The following is a 26988-nucleotide window of genomic DNA, read 5'->3' as shown; positions in this document are numbered from 1 at the left end:
TAAATTTGTTAGATATTTTCTTGGGAAACTTGCAATTACTCCTCAAACTTTTTATCTACTAGACGAAGTCTAATATTATGAATACGCCCTTCTATTTCTTCTAGGTCATTCAAAATTGTTTGTTTTTGGTAAACTGCTCCCATTTCATTAACCATATTTTGCTCATCGGGAGCAAAAAGATCATTCAAATCCACATCTGGAAAATTTTTACTTAAGCTAATAATAAATTCAGAACCTATATTAGCCGTTCCATGTAAATACCTCCCAATCATTGCAGGGCTAAATCCTAGAATCGCCCCAACTTCCTTTTGTTTCAATCCTTTGTCCTTAAAGAATTTACTTAATTTTTCGTGATACATCATTATTAAAATTCATTCAAAATATAGCTAAAATATATTTTTTAACATTAAAAAGAATAATAAATATAATATTATTCCTACATTTACATAAGCCAATTACCATGTTATTAATACTTAGCAAATATATGTCAAAATTAATCAATAATAGCAATTTTAAAGAAGATAATTCTCACAATAAAAAAGCTTATGAATTTATAGATAAGCATTTACCTGTAACCTATGTTGATCTTACAATTGCTTGTATCATCAAAAAAGGGCAGCCTGCTCCTAGCAAATCATTAGTTAGAAATGTTCGAAATAAAACAATATTTAGAAACGATATTTTATTGGCATTGGTAGAAGTAGCAAATGAAAATAAAGAAGCAATCGAGAAAATAAAACTTTTAACCTCTTGAGTTTACAAAGCATTTAGAAAAAACATCTTTTATCAAACTTTTAATTTTATGACAAATCAGAATACCAATAAAAAAGAAAATATTCCAACAGATTCTATTAAAAATCAATTTGAAACCCCAGCATCAAGTAAGATTGATTTAAAAAGCAAATCATTTCTATACGGAATGAGTTTTGAACAATATAAAGAAGGACTTGAAATTCACTCCAAATGTTTTAAACAAATGGAAAAAGCAAAAAGAATGACGAATTAAATCACATCAAATACACATCGTTCTTTTTTAGAATTTTACAACACAGACAATGACAGACTTGATTTGTGTTGTAAATTTCAGTTTTTAACGTAAAATATTAAACTTAAAAAAATTTTCATTTTTTTGTAATTTGCCACTAAAAGCTATTACCGTTAGCTTAACTGCAACTTTTACACAACAATGAAAAACATAACACTTTTTATTTTACTTATTTTAGGCTGTTTCCTTCAACAAGACTGTCTAGCTCAAAAACAAAAGAAGTCGCGTTTTAAAGCTTTAGTTTTGTACGAAAACGGCGGACATCATCTTCCTTTTACAAAAGCAGCCAAACCTTGGTTGAATAAACTCGCTATTGACAGCAGTTTTACAATCGATTATATAGAAAGTACAAAAAACATCAACGAAGCGCTTTTAAAGCAATATCAAGTCTTTATACAATTGGATTATCCTCCGTACACCTGGAGCGAAGAATCAATGCAGGCATTTCAGAAATATATGGACAGTGGGAAATGTGGCTGGGTTGGACTGCATCACGCGACATTGCTTGGAGAGTTTGACGGATATCCAATGTGGAAGTGGTTTTCTGATTTTATGGGCGGAATCAGATTTGTTAATTATATTCCAGATTTTGCGAGTGGCAAAGTAACTATTGAAGACAAATCTCATCCTGTAACAAAAGGAATTCCGATAGATTTTCTAGTCAAAAAAGAAGAATGGTACATTTACGATAAAAGTCCGAGAACAAATGTTCATGTTCTAGCTTCTGTTGATGAATCTACTTACCAGCCAGATTCAAAAGTAAAAATGGGAGATCATCCTGTGGTTTGGACAAACGATCACTTTGCTTCACGAAATGTTTACATTTTTATGGGACACGCACCAGAATTATTTCAAAACGAAGCATACACTACTCTATTGAGAAACTCAATTTTCTGGGCAGCCGCAAAAAGATAAAACCAATATTACACATAATTGCTATTTTTGCCGATTATCAAAAAACAAACATTTATCAATTGTGATTCAAAAAGTCAATAAATCAGAATATCAAGAATTAATTTCAGTGTGGGAATCTTCAGTAAAGGCAACGCACGATTTTTTAAAACCTGAAGATTTTATATTTTACAAAGAACTTATTCCAAACTTTTTTGACAATGTTTCTTTAAACTGTATAAAAAATGACCAACAACAAATTATTGGTTTTATCGGAACTCATGATGAGAACTTAGAAATGTTGTTTGTAACAGCGGGCCAAATCGGAAAAGGAATCGGAAAAAAGTTATTATTATATGCAATTGAAGAACTTAAAATCTCAAAAGTTGATGTAAATAAAGATAACCAAACAGCCACTGCATTTTACAAGCATTTTGGATTTGAAGTAAAATCTACTTCTGATCTAGACGGCTGCGGAAAACCCTATCCGATTTTGCATTTAGAACTAACAAAAGAGCCACTTCATTAAAGTGGCTCTTTAAATTTTACAACAGACTATTTTTATTTTTTCCAATGTTCTAAAAACAGCTTATATAATTCATCTGCATTAATTTCAATTTCTGAAGCGGAATACATTATATTCAATTTCGAATTTTGCTCATCATAAGCCATTTTCCAAAGAAATTTAGACGCGCGACCATCATACTTGGCTATATTATCAATTGTGATGGCAACCAAAGTGTCACCTCCTACTTTATTTAGTTGCACATCGGTAACGTCTTGCCACTCTATTCTTCCGAAAGCTTTAGCTACTGGAGTTGTTCTTCCAGAAAAACCATTTGAATCTATTTGAATTAATGGAGATTTGTCTTTTATACTTGCAAGCATTTTAAATATCAAAACAAGCATTATTAAAAGAATAGCACCTGAAGCAACTGATAGTTTTATTTTAAATACTCCATCAAAAGTTCCTATTCCGTATAAAAATGCAATCGCTATTAAAATACTTAATGCGCTAGCATATAAAAGTAAGCTTCTTGTTTTCTTGGCATTTCGGTAAAAATTTATTCCTTCATTCATGGGGTGCAGTAAAAATTTTATTTGTTATTAGAATTAAAAATGAATAAGCAATTTACTGCAAAACAATTTAAGAACACAAGAAACTCCCATAAACATTGGTTTAACTAAAGAGACAAAAACAATTTCAATTAATACATTTCAAACAACTAAGCTCACAAAATATTGTAAATCAATTTTCTATCCAACTGGAAATTCTATAACTTCTATATGAAATTAAATACTTTCGAACGTAATTTCCATTAGTACCTTTATCATAAAACTAAATATTCATAATAAAAATACAGGTTATGGCAGAAATTAAAATTGAGAAAAAGAAGCCAATTTGGCCATGGATTGTAGCAGTCCTATTAATCTCAGCACTTGTATACTATGTCTTTTTGAAAGATGACCAAGTGCAAAATGAAAACAGAATGGAAATCGAAAACAATTCTAGTGTAGACAGCACAGCAAATTATTAAGAAACTATGGAAAATAAAGATAGAAATTTATACAGATTAGACGAGCTTTCTGATTATAAAGTCGCTTCAAACTATTCTGATGTAAGAGGTTGGAAAATTGTAGACGCAGACAACCGCACAATAGGAAAAATTGATAACCTTTGGGTTAATAAAGATATGCAACGTGTTGTTTATCTAGACGTTAATCTTGATAAAGGATTAATAGAAGACAGTCGTAATGAAGTACATGATGCAATTGCAAATGAAAATGGAAAGGAATTTATCTATAAAGATGGAGACAGCCACATTATTATACCAATTGGTTCTGTCAGTATAAATAAAGATACCAAAATTGTCATGGCCAACAATATTGGATATGATACATTTAGAAAAACAAGCAGATATAACTGGCAAAATGATTTTGATAGGGAATACGAAAGAAGAGTATTGAATTCTTATTATCCTACTGAACAATCGCGCCTTGCTTCTGAAAGTAATGACGATACTTTTTACAAACGAAGAGAATTTGACAATTATTGATAAATGTAATTTGCATTAAAAACAAATATTACAAACAAATAAAGACCAAGCGTTCAAGAATGTTTGGTCTTTATTTATTTTATCTCTTTAATGCTCTATTTTATTTTGAACTTGATTTAACCTTTCAGATAAACTTCCTATTACTTCAATTACTTCCAAATCAAAATCATCAATTAATTCTCGGATTACATCATTTACTTCAGACCTCAGTTCAGGTAAATCTGAATCTGAGCACAAAATTCGATCTGGCTGTTCAATAGGAACAAATACAAAAACGTCAATTTCTTTAATTGCATTTTGAATTTTATTAAATATTGACGAAAAATTCAATTTATCATCAACCGCTAAAGCATATGCCAAAAGATCAATTGGACAGCGGTCAAAAATAGCGTTTTTGTTACTTCTTACAATTTGCTTTAAAGAATGTTCTAACTGGATTATATAATCATCTGCAGTAGGCGTTTCAGAAAAATCAAAACCCATTTCCTGCAATTCAAAATACGGTTCTGAATAAAACTCATAATCAGGAAGAGTTTCATGCAGTTTTTCTGCTAATGTGGTTTTACCAACCTTAATGAGTTCCAAGAATTGCTATTCTCATACCATTAATATTTTTTAACCATAAACAACTAAAAATAAACAAAATAGGTGCAAAACAAAAAAGGATGATCAAAAATGATCATCCTATAAAGTGATCCCAGAAGGATTCGAACCTTCGACCTACGCATTAGAAGTGCGTTGCTCTATCCAGCTGAGCTATGGAACCATTATTTCAAAATTTCTAAGAATAGAAATCAAAACTATTTACATAAAAACAAAAAAACCATTCGAGACGAATGGTTTTTTGTGATCGCAGAAGGATTCGAACCTTCGACCGCCTGCTTAGAAGGCAGGTGCTCTATCCAGCTGAGCTATGCGACCATTATTTCAATTGTAGTCGGGGTGGCAGGATTCGAACCTGCGGCCTCCTGCTCCCAAAGCAGGCGCGATAACCGGGCTACGCTACACCCCGAGGCAAAAATCAAGCGGAGAGACAGGGACTCGAACCCTGGCGACGGTTACCCGTCGACAGATTAGCAATCTGCTCCATTACCGCTCTGGCACCTCTCCTTGCTCAAGGAATTGCTTCCGTTTTGCGAGTGCAAATGTATAACAACATTCCATTTCTCACAAGCTTTTTTTTGAGTTTTTTTAGTTTTTTTTAATCTTTTTCTCAAAACACTTCACAATCAAACGAATAGAATTAACAAAAATTTCACCCTAAATTTAAATTCAGCTCGATTCAATACAAAATTTGAATTTATTCAAATAAACATTAAATTTGCTTACTAACTATTATTAAACAGAAAATGAACAAAAGAGTTGTTATCGTTTCTGCCGTTAGAACACCTATCGGAAGTTTCATGGGCGGGTTATCTACTGTACCTGCACCAAAATTAGGCGCTGCTGCCATAAAAGGAGCGCTTTCAAAAATTAACCTTGACCCAAAATTAGTCGATGAAGTTTTCATGGGGAATGTAATCCAGGCGGGTGTCGGACAAGCTCCTGCACGTCAGGCTGCATTATTTGCCGGATTATCAGAAGAAGTTGCCGCTACAACAGTAAACAAAGTATGTGCTTCTGGAATGAAAGCTGTAATGTTTGCTGCTCAAGCAATCGCATGTGGTGACGCTGAAATTGTGGTAGCGGGCGGAATGGAAAGCATGAGCTTGATTCCTCACTATGTACAAATGCGTACTGGAAATAAATTTGGTCCGGCAACTATGCTTGATGGAATGCAGAAAGACGGCTTAACCGATGCTTACGATAACAACGCAATGGGAGTTTGCGCTGACTTATGTGCATCTGAATACAAAATCAGCCGTGAAGAACAAGATGCATTTGCAATTCAATCTTATGAAAGAAGCGCAAAAGCTTGGGACGCTGGAAAATTTGACAATGAAGTTGTTCCTGTTGAAGTTCCTCAAAGACGCGGCGAACCAATTATATTCTCTAAAGACGAAGAATATACTAATGTGAAATTAGATAAAATTCCATCTTTAGCACCAGTTTTCACTAAAGACGGAACTGTAACTGCTGCAAACGCTTCAACAATTAATGACGGAGCTGCTGCTTTGGTTTTAATGTCTGAAGAAAAAGCAAATGCATTAGGCTTAAAACCTTTAGCTTACATAAAAGGCTACGCAGATGCTGCACAAGAACCAAAATGGTTTACAACAAGTCCAGCAAAAGCATTACCAAAAGCTTTAGACAAAGCAGGAATTTCAATTTCACATGTTGATTATTTTGAATTCAACGAAGCTTTCTCTGTAGTTGGATTAGCCAATGCAAAAATATTAAATCTTGATAACGATAAAGTAAACGTAAACGGTGGTGCAGTTTCTTTAGGACATCCTCTTGGAGCTTCTGGAGCACGTATAATTGTAACTTTACTTAATGTTTTAGAACAAAACAATGCAAAAACTGGAGCTGCCGCAATTTGCAACGGTGGTGGTGGCGCATCAGCAATTGTTATCGAAAGAGCTTAAAACAATATCTCAAAAAAATCAGGAGTTATCAATATAACTCCTGATTTTTCAACTTATAAATTTCCTTAAATGTTTGGAATTTGCAATTTAGCCATAGTACCCGTTCGCGCTGAAGCTAGCGACAGAAGTGAAATTGTCACACAACTTTTGTTTGGCGAGCATATCGAAATTTTAGAACGTAAAAATCAATGGGCGCGAATCAGGATTCAGTTTGATGACTATGAAGGCTGGGTAGATTCTAAGCAATATCAGGAAATTACAAAAGAGCAATTTGATCTTTTGAGTAAAGAGTCAATTATTTTAAATGCCGATTTAATTGATTATATCACTGCACCAAATAATCTATTACTTCCTATTCCGCTTGGAGCTTCATTATCTTTCTTAAACAATAGCGAAATCAATACTTCAAATTTTGATTTTGAAGGAACCAAAACCAGCGGTATCAAACCTAAAAGCGCTTTAATTAAAACCGCTTTTATGTATTTGAATGCTCCGTATTTATGGGGCGGAAAAACGCCTTTTGGAATTGACTGTTCTGGTTTTACCCAAATGGTTTACAAATTAAACGGCTATAAAATTCATCGTGATGCATCGCAACAAGCACTTGAAGGCGATCCCTTGAGTTTTATTGAAGAATGTGAACCAGGTGATTTGGCTTTCTTCGACAATGACGAAGGAAATATAACTCATGTTGGTATCATCATGGAAAACAACTACATCATTCACGCAAGTGGAAAAGTTCGTATTGACCGTTTGGACCATACTGGAATCTACAATCCCGAATTAAACAAACACACTCACAAACTTCGTGTGATTAAGAAGATTATCTAATTCCTAAAAAAGCGAAATGACAAAACTTGAATTATCCAAAACAGGCTTTCAGATTAACAATATAAACATCGAATTCCCAATTGATATAACAGTTTTAAAACAAGCTTTAGGAGAATCTAGATATCTTAAAAAACAATACAATCATATTTACACTTGGGACGACCAAGGCATTATGGCTTTTTCTAAAGAAGGAAATAAGGTCGAAAGCCTTGCTGTTGAACTCGAACTTCGCGAATATGATTATTGTGCAAAAAGTATTTTTTCAGGAAAATTTATTTTTGAAGGGCAAGAATTATTTCATTACTACGAAAACAACAAAAATCAGCTTGTAAAACTCTTTAAAGGAGACAGAAGCGGCGCTTTTATCCTTAACGGAATCAGTGTTTGGTTTGATAAAGAAGATAGCAAAATTACAAGTTTGAGCATTTCTGCTGCTAAAGAAAAAGAAAAGAAAATTAGTGCTCCTCTTGATCCTGCATTCCAATCATTTCAGCCTTTATGGCAAGAATGGATTTTGGAAATCAATAAAATCGTCTCTACAAACAACGATTATTACAATCTTGCAGAGGGAATTTCTATTGAAGATATTCAAGAACACACAGAACTAGAAGACGATATTACAATTCCCCCGGCACTTATCAACTTTTACAAAGTTCAAAATGTCGATTATGATGCTGTCACTTCAACTTTTCAGATTTTAATTAATAATTGGGCGTACGAACTTATTCCTTTTGAAGATATTGCAGAAGAATGGAATTCAATTCAGGATTTACAATTCGACGAAGACGATTTGCCTGAACAGGAACTAGATTTCGAAAAAATCAACACAAACAATTACGCCAACCCAAAATGGATTCCGTTTGCTACAGGTAGAAATGGTGATTACTTATTGTATGATACAGATCCAGCATTAAAAGGAAAATTTGGACAAATCATAGAACTTCAAAACGAATCTTGGTCACGCCTAATAGTTGCAGATTCATTAGAAGAATTAATCCAAAATGAAATAAACAATTTAAAAGCTGGTAAAACCGAGCATTTTGATTTTATTATTGGTAAAGAAAACTAAAATACGCGGATAAAACTGATTCGCTTTGCGAAAACGCGGATTTACACGGATTCTTCTTTTATTCTCACGCAGATTTAGCAGATTTAAACAGATTAAAAAAATAAATCCGCATAATCTGCTAAATCTGCGAGAGAAAATTAATAAGCAAAAAAAATCATTTTTAATCCAATTAATCTGTGGCAAAATAAATTAGTGCAAATTCGGGAATTGCTTCGCCTGTTCGCTATCGCTCGGGTCGTGGCTAAAAAGCCTAAGCGCTCAATCGAATTGTCTTTCTAAACTCAGACGGACTATAACCTTTTTGTTTTCTAAAAAACTTATTAAAATGGCTTTCATCCGTAAAGCCAAATTCATAGGCTATTTCATTAATACGTTTCTCGCTAAATTGCAAACGGTGCTCTATCAGTTTCGTTTTATAATTACTGATATATTGCTGCATCGTTTCGCTTGCATGTTTTTTAAAATAACGTCCTAAATAAGTATTCGAGATTCCGAAATAATCACTAATTGATTCCGCTTTGATTTTTTCAGGATAATAGATATTGTTCTGAATATATTGTAGAATATCCATCGCTTTAGCCTCAGTATTTATGGTTACTTGTTCAGGCAAGTATTTCGCGATATTTCTCGCCACAATAATGATTAGCGTATTCACTAACTGCTGAATCAATTCCTGATTGTAAACATCTTTATCCTGATGTTCTCGGCAGATTGCTTCAATCATTACTTTCACTAAACATTTATCGGGATCATTTTTAAGAATACAACCCGGTTGATGATTGGCATTTTGAAGTATATATTCTAATCGCTGAATATTTTCATTTTGCAGGCTCGAGTTTTTCAAATAAATATCATTAAACCTTAAAAAGAAAAATTTCGTTTCGGTTTCAATTGTAAAATTATGGCAATCCTCAGGCGTTAATAAAAACAAATGCCCTGGATCGTATTCAAAAATATTCTTGTTAATACATTGCCTTCCCGTTCCTTCTAGAATATAAACCAATTCGAAAAAATTATGACGATCTCCAACGTCTGGATATTCATTCAGCGTTTCAAAAGAAACCGTAAAAGGTTCATATAAGTTTTCTTTTTTCATAATTCCATTTTATTTGAAGATGCAAATATACCTAAAAAAGACAAATATATACCAAATAAGAATCACAAAAACAGTATAATTTTGCCTCATCAATTTTAAACATAAAAAATCACAATCATGGAATATAGAAAACTAGGCAACTCAGAACTTGAATTATCAGCTATTACATACGGCGCTTTTGCTATTGGCGGAACCATGTGGGGCGGAACAGAAAAGAAAGATTCAATAGCATCTGTCCAAGCTTCAATCGATCACGGCGTTACCACAATCGACACCGCTCCTTTTTACGGATTTGGTTTAAGTGAAGAAATGATCGGTGAAGCCATAAAATCTTACGACCGCTCTAAAATTCAACTACTTACCAAATTCGGTTTAGTTTGGGACGGAAGCAACAACGGAAAAGGCGATTTCTTCTTTGACGCTGACGACAACGGAAAAAAAGTTCCAGTATATAAGTACTCATCAAAAGCAAACGTAATTAAAGAAGTTGAGGAAAGCTTAAAACGTCTTCAAACAGATTATATCGATTTACTGCAAATTCACTGGCCAGATTCAACAACTCCAATTTCTGAAACAATGGAAGCTGCAGAAAGCCTAATCAAACAAGGAAAAATTAAAGCTTTTGGAGTAAGCAATTACAACGTTTCACAAATTCAAGAAGCACAAAAAACAATTCAAGTCGCTTCAAATCAAGTCGCTTATAGCATGTTGAACCGCAAAATTGAAGAAGAATTAATTCCGTTTACAGTTGCAGAAAATATCGGAATCATTGCTTACAGTCCAATGGAAAGAGGGTTATTGACTGGAAAATATTTTACAGATAGCAAATTAAAAGAAAACGATCACAGAAACGGATATTTCAGTCAATTCGATCTTCAAAAAGTAAAAACTTTAGTCGAAGAATTAACATCTTTAGCACACGCAAAAGAAGCAAGTTTATCACAATTAGTTTTACGTTGGACTTCTTTACAAAAAGGAATTGCAATAGTTTTAGCTGGAGCAAGAAACGCAGAACAAGCCATTTCAAACGCTAAAGCAATGAATTTCGATTTATCAGCTTCAGAATTAGAATTCATAAATCAGGCAATTGCTAAAATAAAATAATTCTACTTTTAAACACATAGAAACATAGCTTTTAGTTATTGTCAAAGATGTTTCATTTGAATCAATAAACATAAAACTCCATGTGTTAGAAACTAGTTTCTTTCCATCAACTTTTCGAGAAAGAAAAACCTATGTTTCTATGTGTTTAAAAAATCTCAAAAAATTAAATAATTAGAATTTGGGCTATCCGCTAAATCTCTTTCTTTTTAAAGAATAAGAACATCACTCCTTTCCCTCATGCATCCCATTTTCAGAAGAAACAATAATAAAAATGAAAAAGATATTTATAATTAACGGCGGGCAAAAATTTGCCCATTCAGGAGGAAAATTCAACAAAACAGTGCAAGACTGGACAACCGAATTTCTTTCAAAAAGCAACGAATACGAAATAAAAACAACTCACGTAGAAGACAATATCGATCTTGACCAAGAAGTAGAAAAATTTGTTTGGGCAGATGTAATCATTTACCATACACCTGTTTGGTGGTTTCAACTTCCAAACCTTTTCAAAAAATACATAGACGATGTTTTCACAGCAGGTCACAACAAAGGAATTTACAAGAGCGATGGAAGAAGCCGCGTAAATCCAGATATCAATTACGGAACCGGCGGACTTTTGCACGGACGTAAATACATGCTTACCACAAGCTGGAATGCTCCAGCAACGGCTTTTACACTTCCGGGAGAATTCTTCGATCAAACTTCGGTTGATGACGGCGCAATGTTTGGTTTCCATAAAATGAATAAATTTACAGGAATGGAACGTATAAACGGATTCCATTTCCATGACGTTGAAAAAGGTGCTACACCAGAAAATATCGTTATCTTTAAGGAGAATTATACGAAACATCTTGAAGAAACCTTTAAAAACTTATAATTATGATTTCGATTACCGCAATTTTAAAAAGTAAACCAGAACATTTACTTGAAATTCAAAACCTTCTGACACATCTAGTAACAGAAACTAGAAAAGAAGCTGCATGTATTCGTTACGATTTACACACTTCAGAAAATGTTTTTATTCTTTGGGAAGAATGGAAAGACCAAATTGGTTTAGACTTACACAACAACCAATCTTACTTAAAGGATTTTATCCAAAAAACCGAAAATCTTGTTTCAAGCCCAATTCAGGTTTACAAAACTGCACAGATTTTATAAATCACTTCCTGCAAGGTTTCCAAAACCTTGTAGGTATATCTTTAAAACCTACCTAAAAAAAAAAGACCTACAAGGTTTTAAAAACCTAGCAGGTTCAATAACTGTTACAAACGTAACTTATTTCCTTAAAATAATTATTCAGAAAAAAGCTAAATTGCCTTTCATTCAGAATATAAAAACTATGAGTCATTATCATCTTGCCGAAATTAATATTGCCAAAATGAAAGGAGTCGACATTAACGACCCAATTATGAAAGAATTTGTAGATAATTTAGATGCAGTAAACACTTTAGCCGAAGAAAGCGAAGGTTTTGTTTGGAGATTAAAAGACGAAACTGACAGTTACAATGCCACAAGTCTGAATCCGTACAATGATGAGCAAATTATCATCAATGTTTCAGTTTGGGAAAGCATTGAAACTTTGGAACATTATATGTACAAAACTTTTCACAGTGAATTTTTGAGACGCCGAAAAGAATGGTTTCAGAAATTCGGAAAAGCGCATACAGCCATGTGGTGGATTCCAAAAGGAGAAATTCCAAGCATGGAAGAAGCTGTAGAAAAATTAGATTACCTACAGAAAAATGGCCCTTCAGAATTAGTTTTTGATCTTAGAAACAAATATCCTTCACCAAATAAAGACAAAACAAAAGCGAAATAAAGAATTTTATTTCGCTTTTGTTTTGTTTACAAATACTCTTTGACAGATTAAGATCTTTTCGTTGCAATATCAAATATTCGGCAATAATTTCCACCGCCGATTTTAGCAATCTCTTTTTCTTTAAAACCCGCTTTCAGTAAAGATTCAACAACGGTATAATAAAATCCCTGCTTCTCAATTCCCCAAGATTGGTTAGTTCCTTGTGGTCCTTGCTTTTTATTAGTATTTTGCCTTTTTTGATCGTTTTGTTTTTGGGGCTCTTCCTTTTTATCTTCCGGTTTTTTATTATCTCCTTGCCCCCATCCTTTATCATTTGGAGAACGATAAGCTGGAGTCAGTTTAGTATCAGTTCCAATGCAAACATGATCGACACCAACTACGTCAACCATAGCTTTTATATTATCTGCAAATTCAGTTGGTGAATCAGCGAGATGTGTCCAAACCCCAATTACACTGCCGTGATCTGCTACAATTTTTGCCTGTTCTTTACTTATAAGTCTTGGCATCATCATTTTAGACATAAATTCATTTGTTCCAAGACGGGTATTTAAACCTGTATGCGAAACTAAAACAGGTTTCTTAGCAACTTTTAAAGCTCCGTTCACCGTATTATCATCACAATGCGACAAATCGACCAAAATACCGAATCTTTCACATTCTTTAATTGTTTCAGCACCAAAAGAAGTAAGGCCGCCCCATTGAGGTGTTTTTGTAAAAATATCACCTAACGGAACGGAAGCATCATTGTCATGAAGCAAACCTAAATGTCTTAAACCTCTATCGTAAGCAACCTGCAAGCGTTCAATTTTGCCTTCTAAAAAATGTCCGCCCTCGACAGATTGAATTACTATAGGCTTTTTATTTTTATGAGCGCCTTCCAAATCAGCGTAATTGAGAGCGCGATTCATATTATTAGCAATTAATATTTCATCCATTGCAGTTAACCCATTTAGAAATCTTTCGTAAGCATCTCCCGGATTAACTAATTTCTGATAATCAACGGCAAAAGTCATACAAATTGCAGATAAGCCAGATTTCTGCATTTCACCAAACAAATCAACTTTTGGGCCTGGCAGCTCCGATTTTATCAAAGGAACATCAATAGATTGTGTGTATCGATTCCAAATGTTCTTTCAACAATAGCAGCAACTCTAGGATCTTGCTCAGTTGCAGCCCAAGACAAAAGCGGATTTAACATTAAAGCTGCTCCCGCTCCACTCATTGTAAACAGAAAACTTCTGCGATTCCATTGTTGATTATTGCTCATTTTAAATATTTAAGTTGTGAAAGAAAAAATAGAACTTGATTATACAAAACAACACTTTTTTTCACTTCATCAATCAATTATTATACAGACAGAAACATAAAACCGACCAAAAACAAAAATCAAACGATTAAACTTTTATTTTATTCCTCCAAAAGCGCCAAAACACATGTTTTTATGTAAAATTTCAACTTTTGAAAAACCTACTTTTTTCATTAAATCCAATTGATAATTCATCGATCTTGGAGAATCTTCTTTTTCGATATAATCCAAAACTTTCTGGCGGTACTCTGCCCCTCCAATTCCTTCTAAATATTCCCCATAACGCTGCCAAGTATATTCATTTAATAATTCTGTGTCTTGTGTGATTAAATCCGAAATCATCAAACAACCGCCGGGTTTCAATAATTTAAACAATTTAGTAAAAGTCGTTTCCCAATCGTTATCATCACGCAAATGATGCAAAACTGCACCTGCCAAAATAATATCAAAACTATTTTCTTCTAAATCTATTTCGCGAATATCGCCTTGTTTTGTTACTACTTTTCCGTTGGTTTCAGCTGAAACCCTTTGAAAAGCACGTTCTAACATTGGCAAACTCAAATCGACCAAAGTGCAATTTAAATTTGGCACTTTAGATAACATTTTTAAAGTATAATTTCCGGCTCCGCAGCCAACATCTAACACATTTTTAGCCTTCGGAACAATACGTTTTGAAGCTTCGGTTATTAATTCTAAAGAAATAGTAGCATCTATTGTTGCTACTTGTCCCGTTTCTAAATTTGAAAATCGTTCGACATCATTGTCAAATCGTTCTTTGATTTCTTCAATAGTTGATTTTTTCATGGTCTTTTGTTTTTTTTGAATCTCTCGCAGATCAAACAGATTGAGCGAATCTTTTTGCTATTATATGATTGGATATTATTATGATTAAGAATGATTTATCTAAAAATTAATAATCTGCTTTATCTGCTCAATCTGCGAGAGAATTATTTTTTGATTTTTCAAAACTATTCTTTTAATAAATACTTTAAAAATACTATTTTTATCAATTAATAATACTTTAAAAGTATCATGGAATTACGTCACTTAAAATATTTTCTGGCTGTAGCCCAAGAACTAAACTTTACCAAAGCTTCAGAAAAACTATTTATTTCTCAACCTCCATTAAGCCGACAAATAGCTGAATTGGAAGAAGAGCTTCAAGCAAAACTTTTCATTCGAAACAACAAAAAAGTAGAACTCACAGAAGCAGGAAAATATTTTGAAAAAGAAACAAAAGACCTCTTCCTGAATCTTGAACGCATTTCACTCAAAACAAAAAAGATCGCAGAAAACGTTTCGGGCGAATTCAGAATTGCTTATATCAGTTCGATTTATTCAGCAATAATTTCAGATTTAATTAAACATCTTAAAGCGCAATTTCCCTATGTCAATTTCAAACTTTTTGAAATCTCAACCACAAAACAAATCGATGCTTTAGAACAAGGAAAAATCGAAATGGGAATTATTCGATCACCTATTCAGTCACCTAAAATTAAATCAGATTTATGGTTTAAAGACGGATTTTCATTGGTTTACAATAAAAAATCTGTTCAGATAAAATCAGAAAATGAGATTTTAAAACTGAAAAACGAAACATTTGTGTTTTTTAATAAAGATTACGCACCACATTATCATGAAGTTTTATTAGAACTTTGTGCTTTTTATGGCTTCACACCGAAAATCATTCACGAAGCCAATAACATCAACTCCATCGTACAATTAGTCAAAAATGGATTGGGAATTTCAATCGTTCCTTCAAACGTTGCCAAAAACAATCAGGATACAGAAATTGGTTTTATTGAATTGAAAAAGGTTAATTTAAAAACAAATGTTTCGATTATAACTTCGAGGGAAGATGATTCTGAGATTACTCGATCTGCTGTTGCTTTTTTACTGCTACAAAGACGTTAAGGCACGAAGTTTTTTTTGCCACAGATTAAAAGGATTTTCTCTCATTTTTGTCATTTCGAGGAATGAGAAATGACAAACTGTATGAAAAACATCTTTGTAATCTGCCTAAATCTTATAAAATCTGCGTGAAATAAAAAAATCCTTTTTAATCCTTTTAATCTGTGGCAAAAAAAACTTTGCATCTTAGCGCCTTCGTGACTATAACAAAAATTCGTTACAAATTAGTACAGAAATCCATACCACAAAAAGAGAACTTTTAAATATCTTAGCAAATTCAAATTCTACAATAAAATTTCAATATAAAATGGCTGAGCAATCTTCTATTCAGTGTCCAAACTGCGGAACTCCTATCGACGTAAATGATGTTTTAAAACATCAATTAGAAGACAGTATCCGTAAAGAATTTCAACAAAAAGCGACTATTCAAAATAAAGAATTAGAGCTTAAAAACGAACAATTGGATAAAGCCAAAGCCGAATTTGAAGCCAAAAAGAAACAAGAAAACGAACTTTTTGCCGAGCGTTTGGAACGTGAAAGAAAAATTGCGGAAAAAGAAATTTCTGAAAAACTAAAAACCAAACTTGAAGAAGAAAACAAGGACCGTTTGCTTTTAATGGAAAAAGAACTCTCTGAAAAATCGGAAAAAATCAGGGAATTAAATAAAATGGAAGGTGAAATCGCCAAGTTACAGCGCGAAAAACTGGAAATGAAAGATGCCATTCAAGCCGAAGCCGAAAAGCAATTAAACGCTCAATTGACTTTGGAACGCGAAAAAATCAGAAAACAAGAAGACGATAAAAACGAATTGAAATTCAAAGAACTTCAGAAACAGCTAGAAGAACAAAAAAAGCTAACTGAAGAAATGAAACGCAAGCAAGAACAAGGTTCAATGCAATTGCAAGGTGAAGTAATGGAATTAGCTATCGAAGAATGGCTGGCAAACAACTTTCCTCTTGACAGTATTGACGAAATTAAAAAAGGCGCAAACGGCGCCGATTGTCTTCAAGTTGTAAACACAAGAGAACACCAAAATTGCGGTTCTATTTATTACGAAAGTAAAAGAACAAAAGCTTTTCAGCCTTCTTGGATCGAGAAATTCAAAAACGATATTAGAACTAAAAGAGCCAATATTGGTGTTTTGGTTACCGAAGTTATGCCTTCTGGAATGGATAGAATGGGAATGCGTGACGGAATCTGGATTTGTACGTATGAAGAATTTAAAGGTTTAAGTGCCGTCTTGCGTCAATCGTTGATTCAGATTAATCAAGCCGTTCAAGCACAGGAAAACAAAGGCGATAAAATGTCGATGTTATATGATTTCTTAACGAGCAATGAATTCCGTTTACAAATTGAAGGAATTGTAGAAGGATTCACTACGATGCAAAATGACCTTGATTCTGAAAAAAGAGCCATGCAGAGAATCTGGAAACAGCGTGAAAAACAAATCGAAAAAGTAGTTCACAATACTTTAGGAATGTACGGTTCGATTCGCGGTATTGCCGGAAATGCAGTTCAGAGTGTGAAAGCTTTGGAATTGGATTTTATTGAAGGCGATGATGAAGAGGAAGAAACTAAGGAATTGTTTGAGTAACAAAAAAAACATGTTGAAGATCATGCATTAAACACAATATTGTCATTTCGACGAAGGAGAAATCTCCACGAGAAGCTCGACAAAGATTGACTTATAAGAACGGAGCTACTTGCGAAGATTTCTCCTTCGTCGAAATGACAAAAAATGCGTTAAAATGTCTGCTCAATCTTCAACGCGAGCGATAGCAAATAGGCAAAGCAAATCTACGGGAAATAATAAATTCACAAACTAATCCACCTTCTTAAAAACAGCCAATTTCCCAGAAGGATTTGACAAAATCAACTGATTATTCCCGATAGAATAAGTAGTTGTGCTTTGCAACACTTTTGTAAATTCACCTTCTTTATTTCCTTGCGGGCAGGCCATTAAAGTCGAAATTACCTTTGTAAATCTTAGCAAATCCTTTTCATAAAAAATAGAACCGCTAATCGCATTACAACCTCCGTAACCAGAAAATCTATTTTCAGATGAATTAATTTCAATTCGAGGCATTTCTTTTTGAAAATCAGTTGCAAAAACCTTATAACCATTTAGTTCTTCCAAAACCCAAATATCATGAAGACGATAATCGGTTAAATATTTTCCGCAGCCGTTTACTTTTTTCGTTTCTAATTCTGAATTATTTTTGATTTCGACTTTTACACTATAAGGAGAAATCGAACCAGACATTGAATCTTGGCAATCTAACTGCTGAATTGTTATAGTTGCAGAAGCTGTTTCGTTACTTACTTTATACATTTTCACATTCGCATCCATTGCTCTAATAGCTTCCACAGCGGGAAAAATGACTTTTTCTTTCCCAGGTATTAATGATGTAAAAACGATTTCCTCATTCCCTATTTTGATTCCCCAAAACGGTTCGTTTCCTGTTCCTTTAAAATAATATTTTAAATCTTCTTCTGTAGAACTTGTCGAACCCGCTTGTGCAGTTTCTTTATTTGCTGTCGTTTTACAGCCTATCATTAAAAATGATAACAACAATAATGAGAGTACTTTTTTCATGAGATCTAAATTAAAAATGTTCTTCTTCGTAAAACATCTATAAAATTCTTATGAATTTACGACATTTTTTTGAAACGCTTATTTAGAATCCTTTCAAATTTAAAAAAACTAAGTACGACAAAATCATTCGTAATCCGCACTACGTAAAAGATCAAAGTAAAATACGTAGTAAAAAAAATCTATACACTTAAAAAAAATAAATTTATTACGTATTTTTATAAGTACAAATACTTATATTTGCGTAATAATACTTAATTAAAGAAATCATGATTAGAGTAATAGTAGTTGGAAACGGCATGGTTGGTTATAAATTTTGCGAAAAGTTTGTTGCAAAATCAGGACAGGAAAAGTATCAAATCACTGTATTTGGTGAAGAACCAAGACGCGCTTATGATCGCGTTCACTTAAGCGAGTACTTTGGAGGAAAAACGGCAGACGACCTATCTCTTTCAACAACCCAATGGTACGCAGAAAACAATATTATTCTAAACACTTCTGAATTAATTACAGATATTAACCGTACAGAAAAAACAATACATACTCATTTAGAAAAAACACATACGTACGACTACTTAGTTTTAGCAACAGGTTCATCAGCTTTTGTTCCACCAATTGAAGGTGTCGAAAAAGAAGGTGTTTTTGTATACAGAACAATTGAAGATCTTGATGCGATAATGGCTTACGCCAAAAAAATAAAACAAAAAGGTGCAACTGAAGCTGCTGTTTTAGGTGGAGGTTTATTAGGCCTTGAAGCTGCAAAAGCTGTTAGAGATTTAGGATTGAATCCGCATGTGGTGGAATTTGCCCCACGTTTGATGCCGAGACAATTGGATCAAGGCGCGAGTGATATGCTACAAGCTAAAATTGAAGAATTAAACATCGGAATTCATCTCAACAAAGCAACACAATATATCGACGGAAAAGAAAGTATAACAGGAATGATGTTTGCAAACGACGAATTGTTAAAAGTAGACATGTTGGTTATTTCTGCCGGAATCAAACCTCGCGACGAACTGGCTAGAGTTTCTGGACTTGAAGTTGGCGTACGAGGCGGAATTGTGGTAAACAATGAAATGCGAACATCAGATCCTTCTATTTTTGCGATTGGCGAAGCAGCGCTTTACAACCAAAACATTTACGGATTGGTTGCTCCAGGTTACGAAATGGCCGATGTTGCTGCAGAGCAAATTTTAAATGGTGATAAAACCATGAGAGAAACCATCGATATGTCGACTCAATTGAAATTAATTGGTGTTGAAGTGGCAAGTTTTGGCGATCCTTTTATTGAAAACAATGACGTTACCGCTATTATTTATGAAAATAAATTAAGCGGCGTTTATAAAAGAATCAACGTTACCAAAGATTCTAAAAAACTTTTAGGCGGAATTTTAGTTGGAGATTCTAGCGATTACAATTCCCTTTTCCAGATTTATATCAATGAAATGGCATTGCCTAAAAATCCGGAAGATTTGATTTTAGGCTCTCGCGATGGTTCTGAAGGTTCTTCTTTAGGAAGCGTAATGGATTTGCCAGACACAGCAGTGATCTGTTCTTGCGAAAATGTCACTAAAGGTTCAATTTGTTGTAAAATTTTAGACGAATCCTGCGCTACTTTTTCAGATGTTGTAAAAGCAACTAAAGCAACTTCTGGTTGTGGAGGCTGTAAACCAATGGTTTCTGATTTGGTAAAGGCAACGCAGAAATCTTTAGGAAAAGAAGTAAAAGAAGTGATTTGCGAGCATTTTAGTTACACACGTCAGGAATTATTCGATTTAGTAAAAATCAATAAATATGAGAATTTCTATGATGTTTTAGATCATCACGGAAAAGGCGATGGTTGCGAGGTTTGCAAACCAGTTGTCGCTTCAATTTTCTCAAGTATTTATAATGATACTGCAAACAAACATGTTACAACTCAAGATACAAACGACAGATTTTTAGCGAACATTCAACGAAATGGAACTTATTCAGTTGTTCCAAGAGTTGCAGGAGGAGAAATTACAGCCGAAAAACTAATCGTAATTGGCGAAGTAGCCAAACAATTCGATTTATATACCAAAATTACAGGAGCGCAAAGAGTTGATTTATTCGGAGCACATTTAAATGATTTACCAAAAATCTGGAAAATCCTAATCGACAATGGTTTTGAAAGCGGTCATGCCTACGGAAAATCCCTTCGTGCCGTAAAAAGCTGTGTCGGAAATGCTTGGTGTCGTTACGGAATGGACGACAGCGCTGGTTTTGCCATCGAACTAGAAAACAGATATAAAGGAATCCGTTCTCCTCATAAATTAAAAGGTGGCGTTTCAGCCTGCATTCGCGAATGCGCCGAAGCCCGCGGAAAAGATTTCGGATTAATCGCAGTTGAAGGCGGATGGAATTTATACATCGCAGGAAATGGTGGTGCAAATCCAAAACACGCAGTTTTATTGGCCGAAAAAATCGATAAAGAGACCGTAATAAAATACATGGATAGATTTTTAATGTATTACATCCGCACCGCTGGCCCGTTGATTCGAACTTCAACCTGGTTAGAAAAATTAGACGGAGGTTTAGAATATTTGAAAGAAGTAATCATTGAAGATAGCTTAGGAATCTGCGAAACTCTAGAAGCCGAAATGCAAACTTTAGTCAATACTTTCGAATGCGAATGGAAACAAGTGCTAGAAAAACCAAGATTATTGAAACGTTTCAATCACTTTATAAATTCAGAAGAAAAAGACGATAATGCTGTTTTTGTTCCGCTAAGAGATCAAAAAATGCCAAAAGCTTGGACTTAAAAAAATATCTTGCCACAAAGACACAAAGTCGCAAAGACAAAATAAAAAAAACTTAAAGAAAAAAACTTAGCGTCTTTGCGCCTTAGTGGCAAAACACCATAAAGCTCCAAAAAAAGAAAAAAAATCATTAAACGTTTGCTGTCCTTCTTACCCTCTTTTTTACTGCGCCATCAAATCTCTCTTGATTGTAAAAAGAGGGCTAAGAAACAGGAAATCAAAACTCAATCAAAATGGAAGAAATCTTAAATCAATATGAAACGGTTCACGCGAGCGATGCAACAATTTGGTTCAAAGCAGGTAAAGTAGAAGATTTTCCAACCAACCGAGGCGGATGCATTAAATACAAAAACAAACAAATCGCCATTTTTAACTTTACGCGTCGCAACGAATGGTATGCTTGCCAAAATGCCTGTCCGCACAAAATGGAAATGGTACTTTCAAGAGGAATGACAGGCTCTGCCGACGATATCCCGAAAATCGCCTGCCCAATGCATAAAAAGACTTTTTCTTTAGTCGATGGTTCAAACTTAAACGGAGACGATTTTAAAATTGCAACGTATCCAATTAAAGTAGTTGAAAACGAAGTTTTTGTTGGATTTGCAGACTAATTTATAGGCCACAGATTACACAGATTAAAAGGATTAAAATTGTTTGCCACGAATTTCACAAATTACACTAATTTAATTCGTGGAGATTCGTGAAATTCGTGGCGAAAAAAAAAACCACATAAGATTAAATCTAAAAAATCCTTTAATCTGTGGCAAAAAACAAAAACAATAATTCGTGCTAATTCGTGAAATTCGTGGCGAAAAAAAACTTAATTCCGTATCTTTGAAATTCTATTATCAAACCAAAAAATGACTACACCTTTTCAAAAAGCAAGCGAATGGATTGATGCTGAAAACGCACAAGACCCAAACATCGAAATCGACCAAAACAAAGAATATCCCAAAGAATTGTTGTATTCAAACAGGATGTACGAAAGACTGATGCAATTTGAACCCAATGTATCCGAAGAAATCCAAATCGCATCAAAAGCACAGCATATCTGCCGATGGAAAGTTGCCCGCGAATCATACCCAATGGACCGCGTTGGTTATTTGAAATGGAGAGAAGAACTGAAAAAATTCCACGCAAAAACTACTGCCGAAATTCTTGAAAAAGCAGGCTATGATCAAACTTTTATCGATCGCGTTTCATTCTTGATAGAGAAAAAATTACTTAAAAAAGATCACGAAACACAATTATTGGAAGACGTAATTTGTCTAGTATTTTTAGAATATTACTTAGAACCTTTCGTTCACAAGCACGACAAAGAAAAGCTAAAAAACATCATCAAAAAAACTTGGGATAAAATGTCCGACAAAGGACATCAGGAAGCTTTAAAAATCAACTATTCTGAAGAAAATTTAAACCTAATAAAAGCTTCTTTAGGATTGTAAAAAAGATATGAAGAAAAGCAATCAGGAAGCTGCAGAAAAAATCACATTCAAAAATTTACGTCGTCTGTATTTTTTTGCGCTTCTTACTATTGCCCTAACCATAATTGCGAGTCAGTTTTTAGTACAATACAATCTGAATCAGCAGTTAAGCGATTCTAAAATCATTAATTTTTCAGGCAGACAGAGAATGCTGAGCCAGAAAATCGTCAAAGAAGTTCTGATTCTGCATTACGTTTCTGATATCGCTTCTGATAAACAAATTTCGCATTTAAATGAAGTTTTAGCGCTTTGGAAGAAAAACCAAAATGCGCTCGAAAATGGCAGTGACAGCTTGGCTTTTCCAAAAGAAAAATCAGAAACACTTTCTAAATTATATCTCGAAATCAATCCGATTTTCAACAAAATTGCACAAACAACCGATTCCTTTTTACTGAATGTAAAGCAGAAAAAAACAACTGCCGAAAATCAAAAATTTGTAAATACAATTTTAGAAAACGAAGGCATTTTTCTTTCTAAAATGAATCAGATTGTAACGCAATACGATCTCGAAGCGCACGAAAAAGTAACCGAACAACGCAAAATAGAATATTGGATTTTCGGTTTCACACTTTTGGTTTTACTTTTAGAATTCTTATTCATTTTCAGACCTACAAATAAGAAAATCGAACGATTAATTACACGACTTTTATCTTCAGAAAAGAAAGCTTTAAAGCTGGCATACGACACCGAAATTCTCAGTGAAATCAAAGAAAATTCGGTAAAAGAATTAAAATCGCTCAATTATGCAATGGAAAATACGTTATTATATTGCCGAATTGCGCCCGACGGTTCCATAATTCACATTGGAGAAAAATTTGCTAAATTGCTGAATTATACCAAATTTTCATCCAACAAAAAATTCTCTGAAGTTTTAACCGTTGACGAAAAAGAACAAACTAATTTTGATCGCTTAATTTTCGAAAAACAACGAAGCGGATGGCAAGGCGAAATCAGTATTTTAAACAAAGAAAACGAAACTATTTGGCTCGATTTGTCAATGGTTCCGGTAATGATCAAAAAAGACGAACTAGAACTTTTGATTGTTTGTTTTAACATCACCGAACGAAAAAAAGCACAACGCGAAGTCGAACGTTTAAACCTCGAAAACACCACCGAAAAAATCAATCAGCAAAAGATTATTTCGAGCAAAATCGTCGAAAATCAGGAAAACGAACAAAACCGAATTGCCAAAGAAATTCACGACGGAATTGGTCAAATGCTTACGGGTTTAAAATTCAGTTTAGAAAGCATTAATTTAGATGACCGAGAAAAATCAGAACAAAAAATTGAGTATTTAAAGAAACTTTCGCTAGACATCATAAAAGGTGTCCGCACAGCCACTTTCAACCTGATGCCACCTGAATTAAGCGATCACGGAATCGTTTCTTCTTTAGCAAAACTAACGCAAGAACTTTCAAAACTTACTGGAAAAGAAATTCTTTTCTATAACAAAACCGATTTTGACCAACGTTTAGATTCGTTAATTGAAATCAATATTTATCGTCTTACACAGGAAGCCATCAACAACGCCATAAAATACGCCGAATCATCTCATATTATAGTGCAACTTTCGCACAGTGAAACACTTCTAAGCATAATCGTTGACGATAACGGAAAAGGTTTTGATGTTAATTCAGTCGACAAAAAACGCAACAGCGAATCCGGAATGGGACTTTTATTCATGAAAGAAAGAATCCAATACATCAACGGACGCGTTTTCATGAACTCTATTCCAGGCGAAGGAACGAGAATTACTTTCAACATTCCGATTCTCAAATGAGATAATGTGTCAATTAGATAATTAAAGTAATTTTAAACATTATCTAATTGACACATTGACTAATTATCTAATTATTTTGTGCGAGCCAGTATATCATCAAGTGCTATTTGTCATTTCGAGGAACGAGAAATCTCCACAAGTAGCTCTACAAAGATTGCCGATTTAGATTGTGGAGTTTCTTGCGGAGATTTCTCGTTCCTCGAAATGACAAACTTGATGTAAAACTTTCTCAAAATTTAGAGTTTCATCGTTGAAATTTAAAATTCTCAACATTAGAAATTTTAATATTGGAATTTAATTTTAAAAAAAGTACGTATATTAGCGTCTTCTTTATAGATGAATATACGTAAAAATCTAGAATCTAAATTAAGTAAATTATGAGTAATATCATTCGTGTAGTATTAGCAGATGACCATGTTTTTGTTAGAGACGGAATCAAATCTTTACTGGAAAACGAAGCAAACATTGAGGTTGTAGGCGAAGCTATTGACGGTGCAGATGCGCTTGAAGTCGTTGCGTCAACTAAACCTGACTTACTTATAGTAGATATTCGTATGCCTAATCTAACTGGTATAGAGGTAGTAGAAAAACTTAGAAACGAGAAAAACAACGTAAAAATCATCATGCTTTCGATGCACGAATCGGAAGAATATGTATTGAAATCTATAAAAGCTGGAGCTGATGGTTATCTACTCAAAGGTTCAAGCAAAGAAGAATTTTTAAAAGCGCTTCATAGTGTTTCTGCTGGAGGAAAATATTTCAGTGGCGATATCTCTTCTATTTTAATCGGACAATTGACAAATCCGTCTGCATCACTAGAACCAAAACAAACTTTGGGTGAAGAAATGATGATTACAAAAAGAGAAAAAGAAATACTTACTCTTTTATTATCAGGAAAAGGAAACAAAGAAATCGCGGAAGCTTTAGATATTAGTAAACGAACTGCCGAAGTACACCGTTTCAACTTAATGAAAAAACTGAAAGTAAAAAACCTAATGGAACTTTCTAATAAAGCGACTGAATATTCTTTAATTTAAAATTACGTATAAATACTTAATTATTTTTCAAAAACTGCGTTTTAGCAGTTTTTAACTAAGTTATAGTACTTATTTTTACATAAAAATATAAGTGCTATGAAAAATACAAACTCACTATCGCAATCACACAAAATTTTATTTTTGAACACATTGGCTTTTACTGTGTGTTTTGCCTGTTGGACATTAAATGGAGTTCTGGTAACCTTTTTAGTCGATAACGGAATTTTCCACTGGGATGTTATTCAAGTTGGATGGCTTTTAGGAATTCCAATTTTAACCGGATCAATCATGCGTCTGCCAATCGGAATCTTGACAGATAAATTTGGAGGAAAATATGTTTTTTCGCTTTTATTACTGCTTTGTTCAATTCCGCTGTTTCTCCTTCCTTATGCTGACAGTTTCGCGATGTTTGCTTTACTAAGCTTTTTATTTGGAATGGTTGGAACCAGTTTTGCAGTCGGAATTGGTTATACTTCAATTTGGTATCCAAAAGAATGGCAAGGGCGAGCGCTTGGAATCTTCGGAATGGGAAATGCTGGTGCAGCCATTACAACATTTTTAGCACCATCATTATTAAATCATTTTTCAATAGATGATCCGCAAAACGGCTGGAAAGTGTTGCCTGTTATATATGCTATTTCATTGGTAATAATTGGCATTGCCTTTTTAATTTTCGCTCGAAATAAAAAAATAGAAAGCAACGGAAAATCTGTTTCACAAATGCTTACGCCTTTAAAATCACAAAGAGTATGGCGTTTTGGAGCATATTACTTCTTAGTATTTGGATGTTTTGTGGCTTATTCACAATGGCTATTGCCAAACTTCATGAATGTATATCAAACAAGTTTAGTTATGGGAGGTTTATTTGCAACAATGTTCAGTTTGCCTTCAGGAGTAATTCGTGCATTCGGCGGATATTTATCAGATAAATTCGGAGCTAGAAAAGTAATGTATTGGGTTTTGGGTTCTTCAGTAATTTTGAGTGCATTGTTATCAATTCCAAAAATGGAAATCACCACTTCTGGTCCGGGAATTCTAGCTGCTAAAAAAGGCGTTGTAAACGAAATCAGTGATAAAACCGTAAAAGTTGGTGATAAAGAATATCCAATTGCCCAAAAAACAACCAACACTAATGAAAGCACTATTTTTCCAACCACATCAAGTTGGCAAGATGTTGTAGTCGCGCACAATCAAAGCGTGGCTAAAAAAGAACTAATTGCAAGAGGTGTTACTGTGATTAAGTTTGATGCAAATATGTGGGTGTTTCTGATTTTAGTAATTCTAATCGGGATTTCTTGGGGAATCGGAAAAGCTGCAGTTTACAAGCACATTCCAGAATATTTTTCAAAAGAAGTTGGTGTTGTTGGCGGAATGGTTGGAATGATTGGCGGTTTAGGCGGATTTTTCGGCCCAATTATCTTCGGATATTTACTAACGGCAACCGGAATCTGGTCTAGTTCATGGATCTTTATTCTAATCTTTTCAACTGTTTGCCTGGTTTGGATGCATTACACTATAACACAACTATCTAAAAAGAAACAAATCAAAGTAAGTAAAGCAAAATTAGAACCAGCATATTAGACTTAGATTAAAAAAAAATTAGAAATATGATTCCAGTCATAGTAAAACATGGCTTTTTCTTATAAATTTACCTTCG

29 protein-coding genes and 4 tRNA genes are annotated in these 26988 nt (G+C 33.8%); 21 read left to right on the top strand and 12 right to left on the bottom strand.

The features are described from left to right. Positions 1–35 precede the first annotated feature (35 nt). Positions 36–362, bottom strand: coding sequence for a helix-turn-helix domain-containing protein (locus AC1Q5Z_RS18090; RefSeq protein ID WP_198856332.1), 327 nt, complete (start codon positions 360–362; stop codon positions 36–38). A gap of 122 nt (positions 363–484) precedes the next feature. Here AC1Q5Z_RS18090 and AC1Q5Z_RS18085 point away from each other — a divergent pair, with 122 nt between their 5' ends. From AC1Q5Z_RS18085 to AC1Q5Z_RS18070, 4 genes are all read left to right on the top strand, one after another. Continuing rightward, the gene (locus AC1Q5Z_RS18085) at positions 485–754 is read left to right on the top strand and encodes a hypothetical protein (protein ID WP_198856333.1); all 270 of its coding nucleotides are present in this window, start codon (positions 485–487) and stop codon (positions 752–754) included. A 48-nt stretch (positions 755–802) separates the two neighbouring features. Beyond that, positions 803–1006, top strand: a complete 204-nt coding sequence (locus AC1Q5Z_RS18080) for a hypothetical protein (RefSeq protein ID WP_278020981.1) — start codon at positions 803–805, stop codon at positions 1004–1006. 180 nt (positions 1007–1186) lie between these two features. Continuing rightward, positions 1187–1960 carry a ThuA domain-containing protein gene (locus tag AC1Q5Z_RS18075; RefSeq protein ID WP_343589046.1) on the top strand — a complete coding sequence of 258 codons (774 nt, stop codon included), beginning with the start codon at positions 1187–1189 and terminating at the stop codon, positions 1958–1960. Between the two features lie 61 nt (positions 1961–2021). Further along, the gene (locus tag AC1Q5Z_RS18070) at positions 2022–2465 is read left to right on the top strand and encodes a GNAT family N-acetyltransferase (protein ID WP_492446246.1); all 444 of its coding nucleotides are present in this window, start codon (positions 2022–2024) and stop codon (positions 2463–2465) included. Positions 2466–2497: 32 nt separating this feature from the next. Here the strand turns inward: AC1Q5Z_RS18070 and AC1Q5Z_RS18065 are convergent, their stop codons facing one another. Beyond that, entirely contained in the window at positions 2498–3016 is a 519-nt protein-coding gene (locus tag AC1Q5Z_RS18065; RefSeq protein ID WP_343589049.1) for an STM3941 family protein, read from the bottom strand. Positions 3017–3303: 287 nt separating this feature from the next. Here AC1Q5Z_RS18065 and AC1Q5Z_RS18060 point away from each other — a divergent pair, with 287 nt between their 5' ends. Further along, the gene (locus tag AC1Q5Z_RS18060; RefSeq protein WP_198856338.1) at positions 3304–3474 is read left to right on the top strand and encodes a hypothetical protein; all 171 of its coding nucleotides are present in this window, start codon (positions 3304–3306) and stop codon (positions 3472–3474) included. A 6-nt stretch (positions 3475–3480) separates the two neighbouring features. After that, positions 3481–3993: a PRC-barrel domain-containing protein gene (locus tag AC1Q5Z_RS18055; RefSeq protein ID WP_278020977.1), complete on the top strand. Its 513-nt coding sequence runs from the start codon at positions 3481–3483 to the stop codon at positions 3991–3993. A gap of 87 nt (positions 3994–4080) precedes the next feature. Here AC1Q5Z_RS18055 and AC1Q5Z_RS18050 read toward each other — a convergent pair whose 3' ends face one another. From AC1Q5Z_RS18050 to AC1Q5Z_RS18030, 5 genes are all read right to left on the bottom strand, one after another. Next, positions 4081–4578: an AAA family ATPase gene (locus AC1Q5Z_RS18050; RefSeq protein ID WP_492446245.1), complete on the bottom strand. Its 498-nt coding sequence runs from the start codon at positions 4576–4578 to the stop codon at positions 4081–4083. Positions 4579–4685: 107 nt separating this feature from the next. Beyond that, positions 4686–4759: transfer RNA gene (locus AC1Q5Z_RS18045), tRNA-Arg, on the bottom strand. Positions 4760–4840: 81 nt separating this feature from the next. Next, positions 4841–4914: transfer RNA gene (locus AC1Q5Z_RS18040), tRNA-Arg, on the bottom strand. A gap of 16 nt (positions 4915–4930) precedes the next feature. Beyond that, a tRNA-Pro gene (locus tag AC1Q5Z_RS18035) sits at positions 4931–5005 on the bottom strand. A gap of 14 nt (positions 5006–5019) precedes the next feature. Next, positions 5020–5103, bottom strand: a tRNA-Ser gene (locus tag AC1Q5Z_RS18030). A 239-nt stretch (positions 5104–5342) separates the two neighbouring features. Between AC1Q5Z_RS18030 and AC1Q5Z_RS18025 the strand changes: the two genes are divergently transcribed. From AC1Q5Z_RS18025 to AC1Q5Z_RS18015, 3 genes are all read left to right on the top strand, one after another. Then, a complete protein-coding gene (locus tag AC1Q5Z_RS18025) occupies positions 5343–6521 on the top strand; it encodes an acetyl-CoA C-acyltransferase (RefSeq protein ID WP_343588190.1) in 1179 nt (392 codons plus the stop codon). A 69-nt stretch (positions 6522–6590) separates the two neighbouring features. Beyond that, positions 6591–7352 (top strand): C40 family peptidase, encoded by a 762-nt coding sequence (locus AC1Q5Z_RS18020; RefSeq protein WP_198856342.1) that lies wholly within the window; start codon positions 6591–6593, stop codon positions 7350–7352. A gap of 16 nt (positions 7353–7368) precedes the next feature. After that, positions 7369–8421, top strand: coding sequence for an SMI1/KNR4 family protein (locus AC1Q5Z_RS18015; protein ID WP_492446242.1), 1053 nt, complete (start codon positions 7369–7371; stop codon positions 8419–8421). A gap of 250 nt (positions 8422–8671) precedes the next feature. Here the strand turns inward: AC1Q5Z_RS18015 and AC1Q5Z_RS18010 are convergent, their stop codons facing one another. Beyond that, entirely contained in the window at positions 8672–9517 is an 846-nt protein-coding gene (locus AC1Q5Z_RS18010; protein WP_281633254.1) for an AraC family transcriptional regulator, read from the bottom strand. A 117-nt stretch (positions 9518–9634) separates the two neighbouring features. Here AC1Q5Z_RS18010 and AC1Q5Z_RS18005 point away from each other — a divergent pair, with 117 nt between their 5' ends. The 4 genes from AC1Q5Z_RS18005 (at position 9635) to AC1Q5Z_RS17990 (ending at position 12440) form a co-directional block, all read left to right on the top strand. After that, positions 9635–10621, top strand: a complete 987-nt coding sequence (locus tag AC1Q5Z_RS18005) for an aldo/keto reductase (protein ID WP_492446240.1) — start codon at positions 9635–9637, stop codon at positions 10619–10621. A gap of 271 nt (positions 10622–10892) precedes the next feature. Next, a complete protein-coding gene (locus AC1Q5Z_RS18000; RefSeq protein ID WP_286971668.1) occupies positions 10893–11498 on the top strand; it encodes an NAD(P)H-dependent oxidoreductase in 606 nt (201 codons plus the stop codon). A 2-nt stretch (positions 11499–11500) separates the two neighbouring features. After that, positions 11501–11779: a putative quinol monooxygenase gene (locus tag AC1Q5Z_RS17995; protein WP_198856346.1), complete on the top strand. Its 279-nt coding sequence runs from the start codon at positions 11501–11503 to the stop codon at positions 11777–11779. Positions 11780–11960: 181 nt separating this feature from the next. Next, complete coding sequence (locus tag AC1Q5Z_RS17990) at positions 11961–12440, top strand: DUF3291 domain-containing protein (RefSeq protein ID WP_343588015.1); 480 nt, start codon at positions 11961–11963, stop codon at positions 12438–12440. A 47-nt stretch (positions 12441–12487) separates the two neighbouring features. Here AC1Q5Z_RS17990 and AC1Q5Z_RS17985 read toward each other — a convergent pair whose 3' ends face one another. The 3 genes from AC1Q5Z_RS17985 to AC1Q5Z_RS17975 form a co-directional block, all read right to left on the bottom strand. Next, complete coding sequence (locus AC1Q5Z_RS17985; RefSeq protein ID WP_492446238.1) at positions 12488–13531, bottom strand: dipeptidase; 1044 nt, start codon at positions 13529–13531, stop codon at positions 12488–12490. Further along, on the bottom strand, positions 13528–13707 hold the full coding sequence (locus AC1Q5Z_RS17980; protein ID WP_492446236.1) for a hypothetical protein: 180 nt from the start codon (positions 13705–13707) through the stop codon (positions 13528–13530). Before AC1Q5Z_RS17980 ends, AC1Q5Z_RS17985 begins: the two co-directional genes overlap by 4 nt. A gap of 135 nt (positions 13708–13842) precedes the next feature. Then, positions 13843–14550 (bottom strand): class I SAM-dependent methyltransferase, encoded by a 708-nt coding sequence (locus tag AC1Q5Z_RS17975; RefSeq protein WP_492446234.1) that lies wholly within the window; start codon positions 14548–14550, stop codon positions 13843–13845. 228 nt (positions 14551–14778) lie between these two features. Here AC1Q5Z_RS17975 and AC1Q5Z_RS17970 point away from each other — a divergent pair, with 228 nt between their 5' ends. Both AC1Q5Z_RS17970 and AC1Q5Z_RS17965 read left to right on the top strand, forming a co-directional pair. Continuing rightward, positions 14779–15660 (top strand): LysR family transcriptional regulator, encoded by an 882-nt coding sequence (locus AC1Q5Z_RS17970; RefSeq protein WP_492446232.1) that lies wholly within the window; start codon positions 14779–14781, stop codon positions 15658–15660. 304 nt (positions 15661–15964) lie between these two features. Next, positions 15965–17251, top strand: a complete 1287-nt coding sequence (locus AC1Q5Z_RS17965; protein ID WP_198856351.1) for a DUF2130 domain-containing protein — start codon at positions 15965–15967, stop codon at positions 17249–17251. A gap of 228 nt (positions 17252–17479) precedes the next feature. On the opposite strand, the gene AC1Q5Z_RS17960 is transcribed toward AC1Q5Z_RS17965, so the two are convergent. After that, the gene (locus AC1Q5Z_RS17960) at positions 17480–18253 is read right to left on the bottom strand and encodes an META domain-containing protein (RefSeq protein WP_492446230.1); all 774 of its coding nucleotides are present in this window, start codon (positions 18251–18253) and stop codon (positions 17480–17482) included. 266 nt (positions 18254–18519) lie between these two features. On the opposite strand from AC1Q5Z_RS17960, the gene nirB reads away from it, so the two are divergent. The 6 genes from nirB (at position 18520) to AC1Q5Z_RS17930 (ending at position 26912) form a co-directional block, all read left to right on the top strand. Next, a complete protein-coding gene (gene nirB, locus AC1Q5Z_RS17955; RefSeq protein ID WP_343588028.1) occupies positions 18520–21033 on the top strand; it encodes a nitrite reductase large subunit NirB in 2514 nt (837 codons plus the stop codon). A gap of 230 nt (positions 21034–21263) precedes the next feature. After that, a complete protein-coding gene (gene nirD, locus AC1Q5Z_RS17950; protein WP_012026590.1) occupies positions 21264–21641 on the top strand; it encodes a nitrite reductase small subunit NirD in 378 nt (125 codons plus the stop codon). Positions 21642–21890: 249 nt separating this feature from the next. Next, the gene (locus tag AC1Q5Z_RS17945) at positions 21891–22475 is read left to right on the top strand and encodes a DUF4202 domain-containing protein (protein ID WP_492446227.1); all 585 of its coding nucleotides are present in this window, start codon (positions 21891–21893) and stop codon (positions 22473–22475) included. Between the two features lie 7 nt (positions 22476–22482). Continuing rightward, on the top strand, positions 22483–24294 hold the full coding sequence (locus AC1Q5Z_RS17940; protein WP_343588034.1) for a PAS domain-containing sensor histidine kinase: 1812 nt from the start codon (positions 22483–22485) through the stop codon (positions 24292–24294). A gap of 377 nt (positions 24295–24671) precedes the next feature. Beyond that, complete coding sequence (locus AC1Q5Z_RS17935; protein ID WP_198856357.1) at positions 24672–25331, top strand: response regulator transcription factor; 660 nt, start codon at positions 24672–24674, stop codon at positions 25329–25331. A 96-nt stretch (positions 25332–25427) separates the two neighbouring features. After that, the gene (locus AC1Q5Z_RS17930; RefSeq protein WP_343588036.1) at positions 25428–26912 is read left to right on the top strand and encodes an MFS transporter; all 1485 of its coding nucleotides are present in this window, start codon (positions 25428–25430) and stop codon (positions 26910–26912) included. The last annotated feature ends 76 nt before the right edge of the window (positions 26913–26988 follow it).

Source organism: Flavobacterium sp. GW823-FHT06G12 (assembly GCF_058794775.1).
This window is presented reverse-complemented; position numbering and strand designations above follow the sequence as displayed.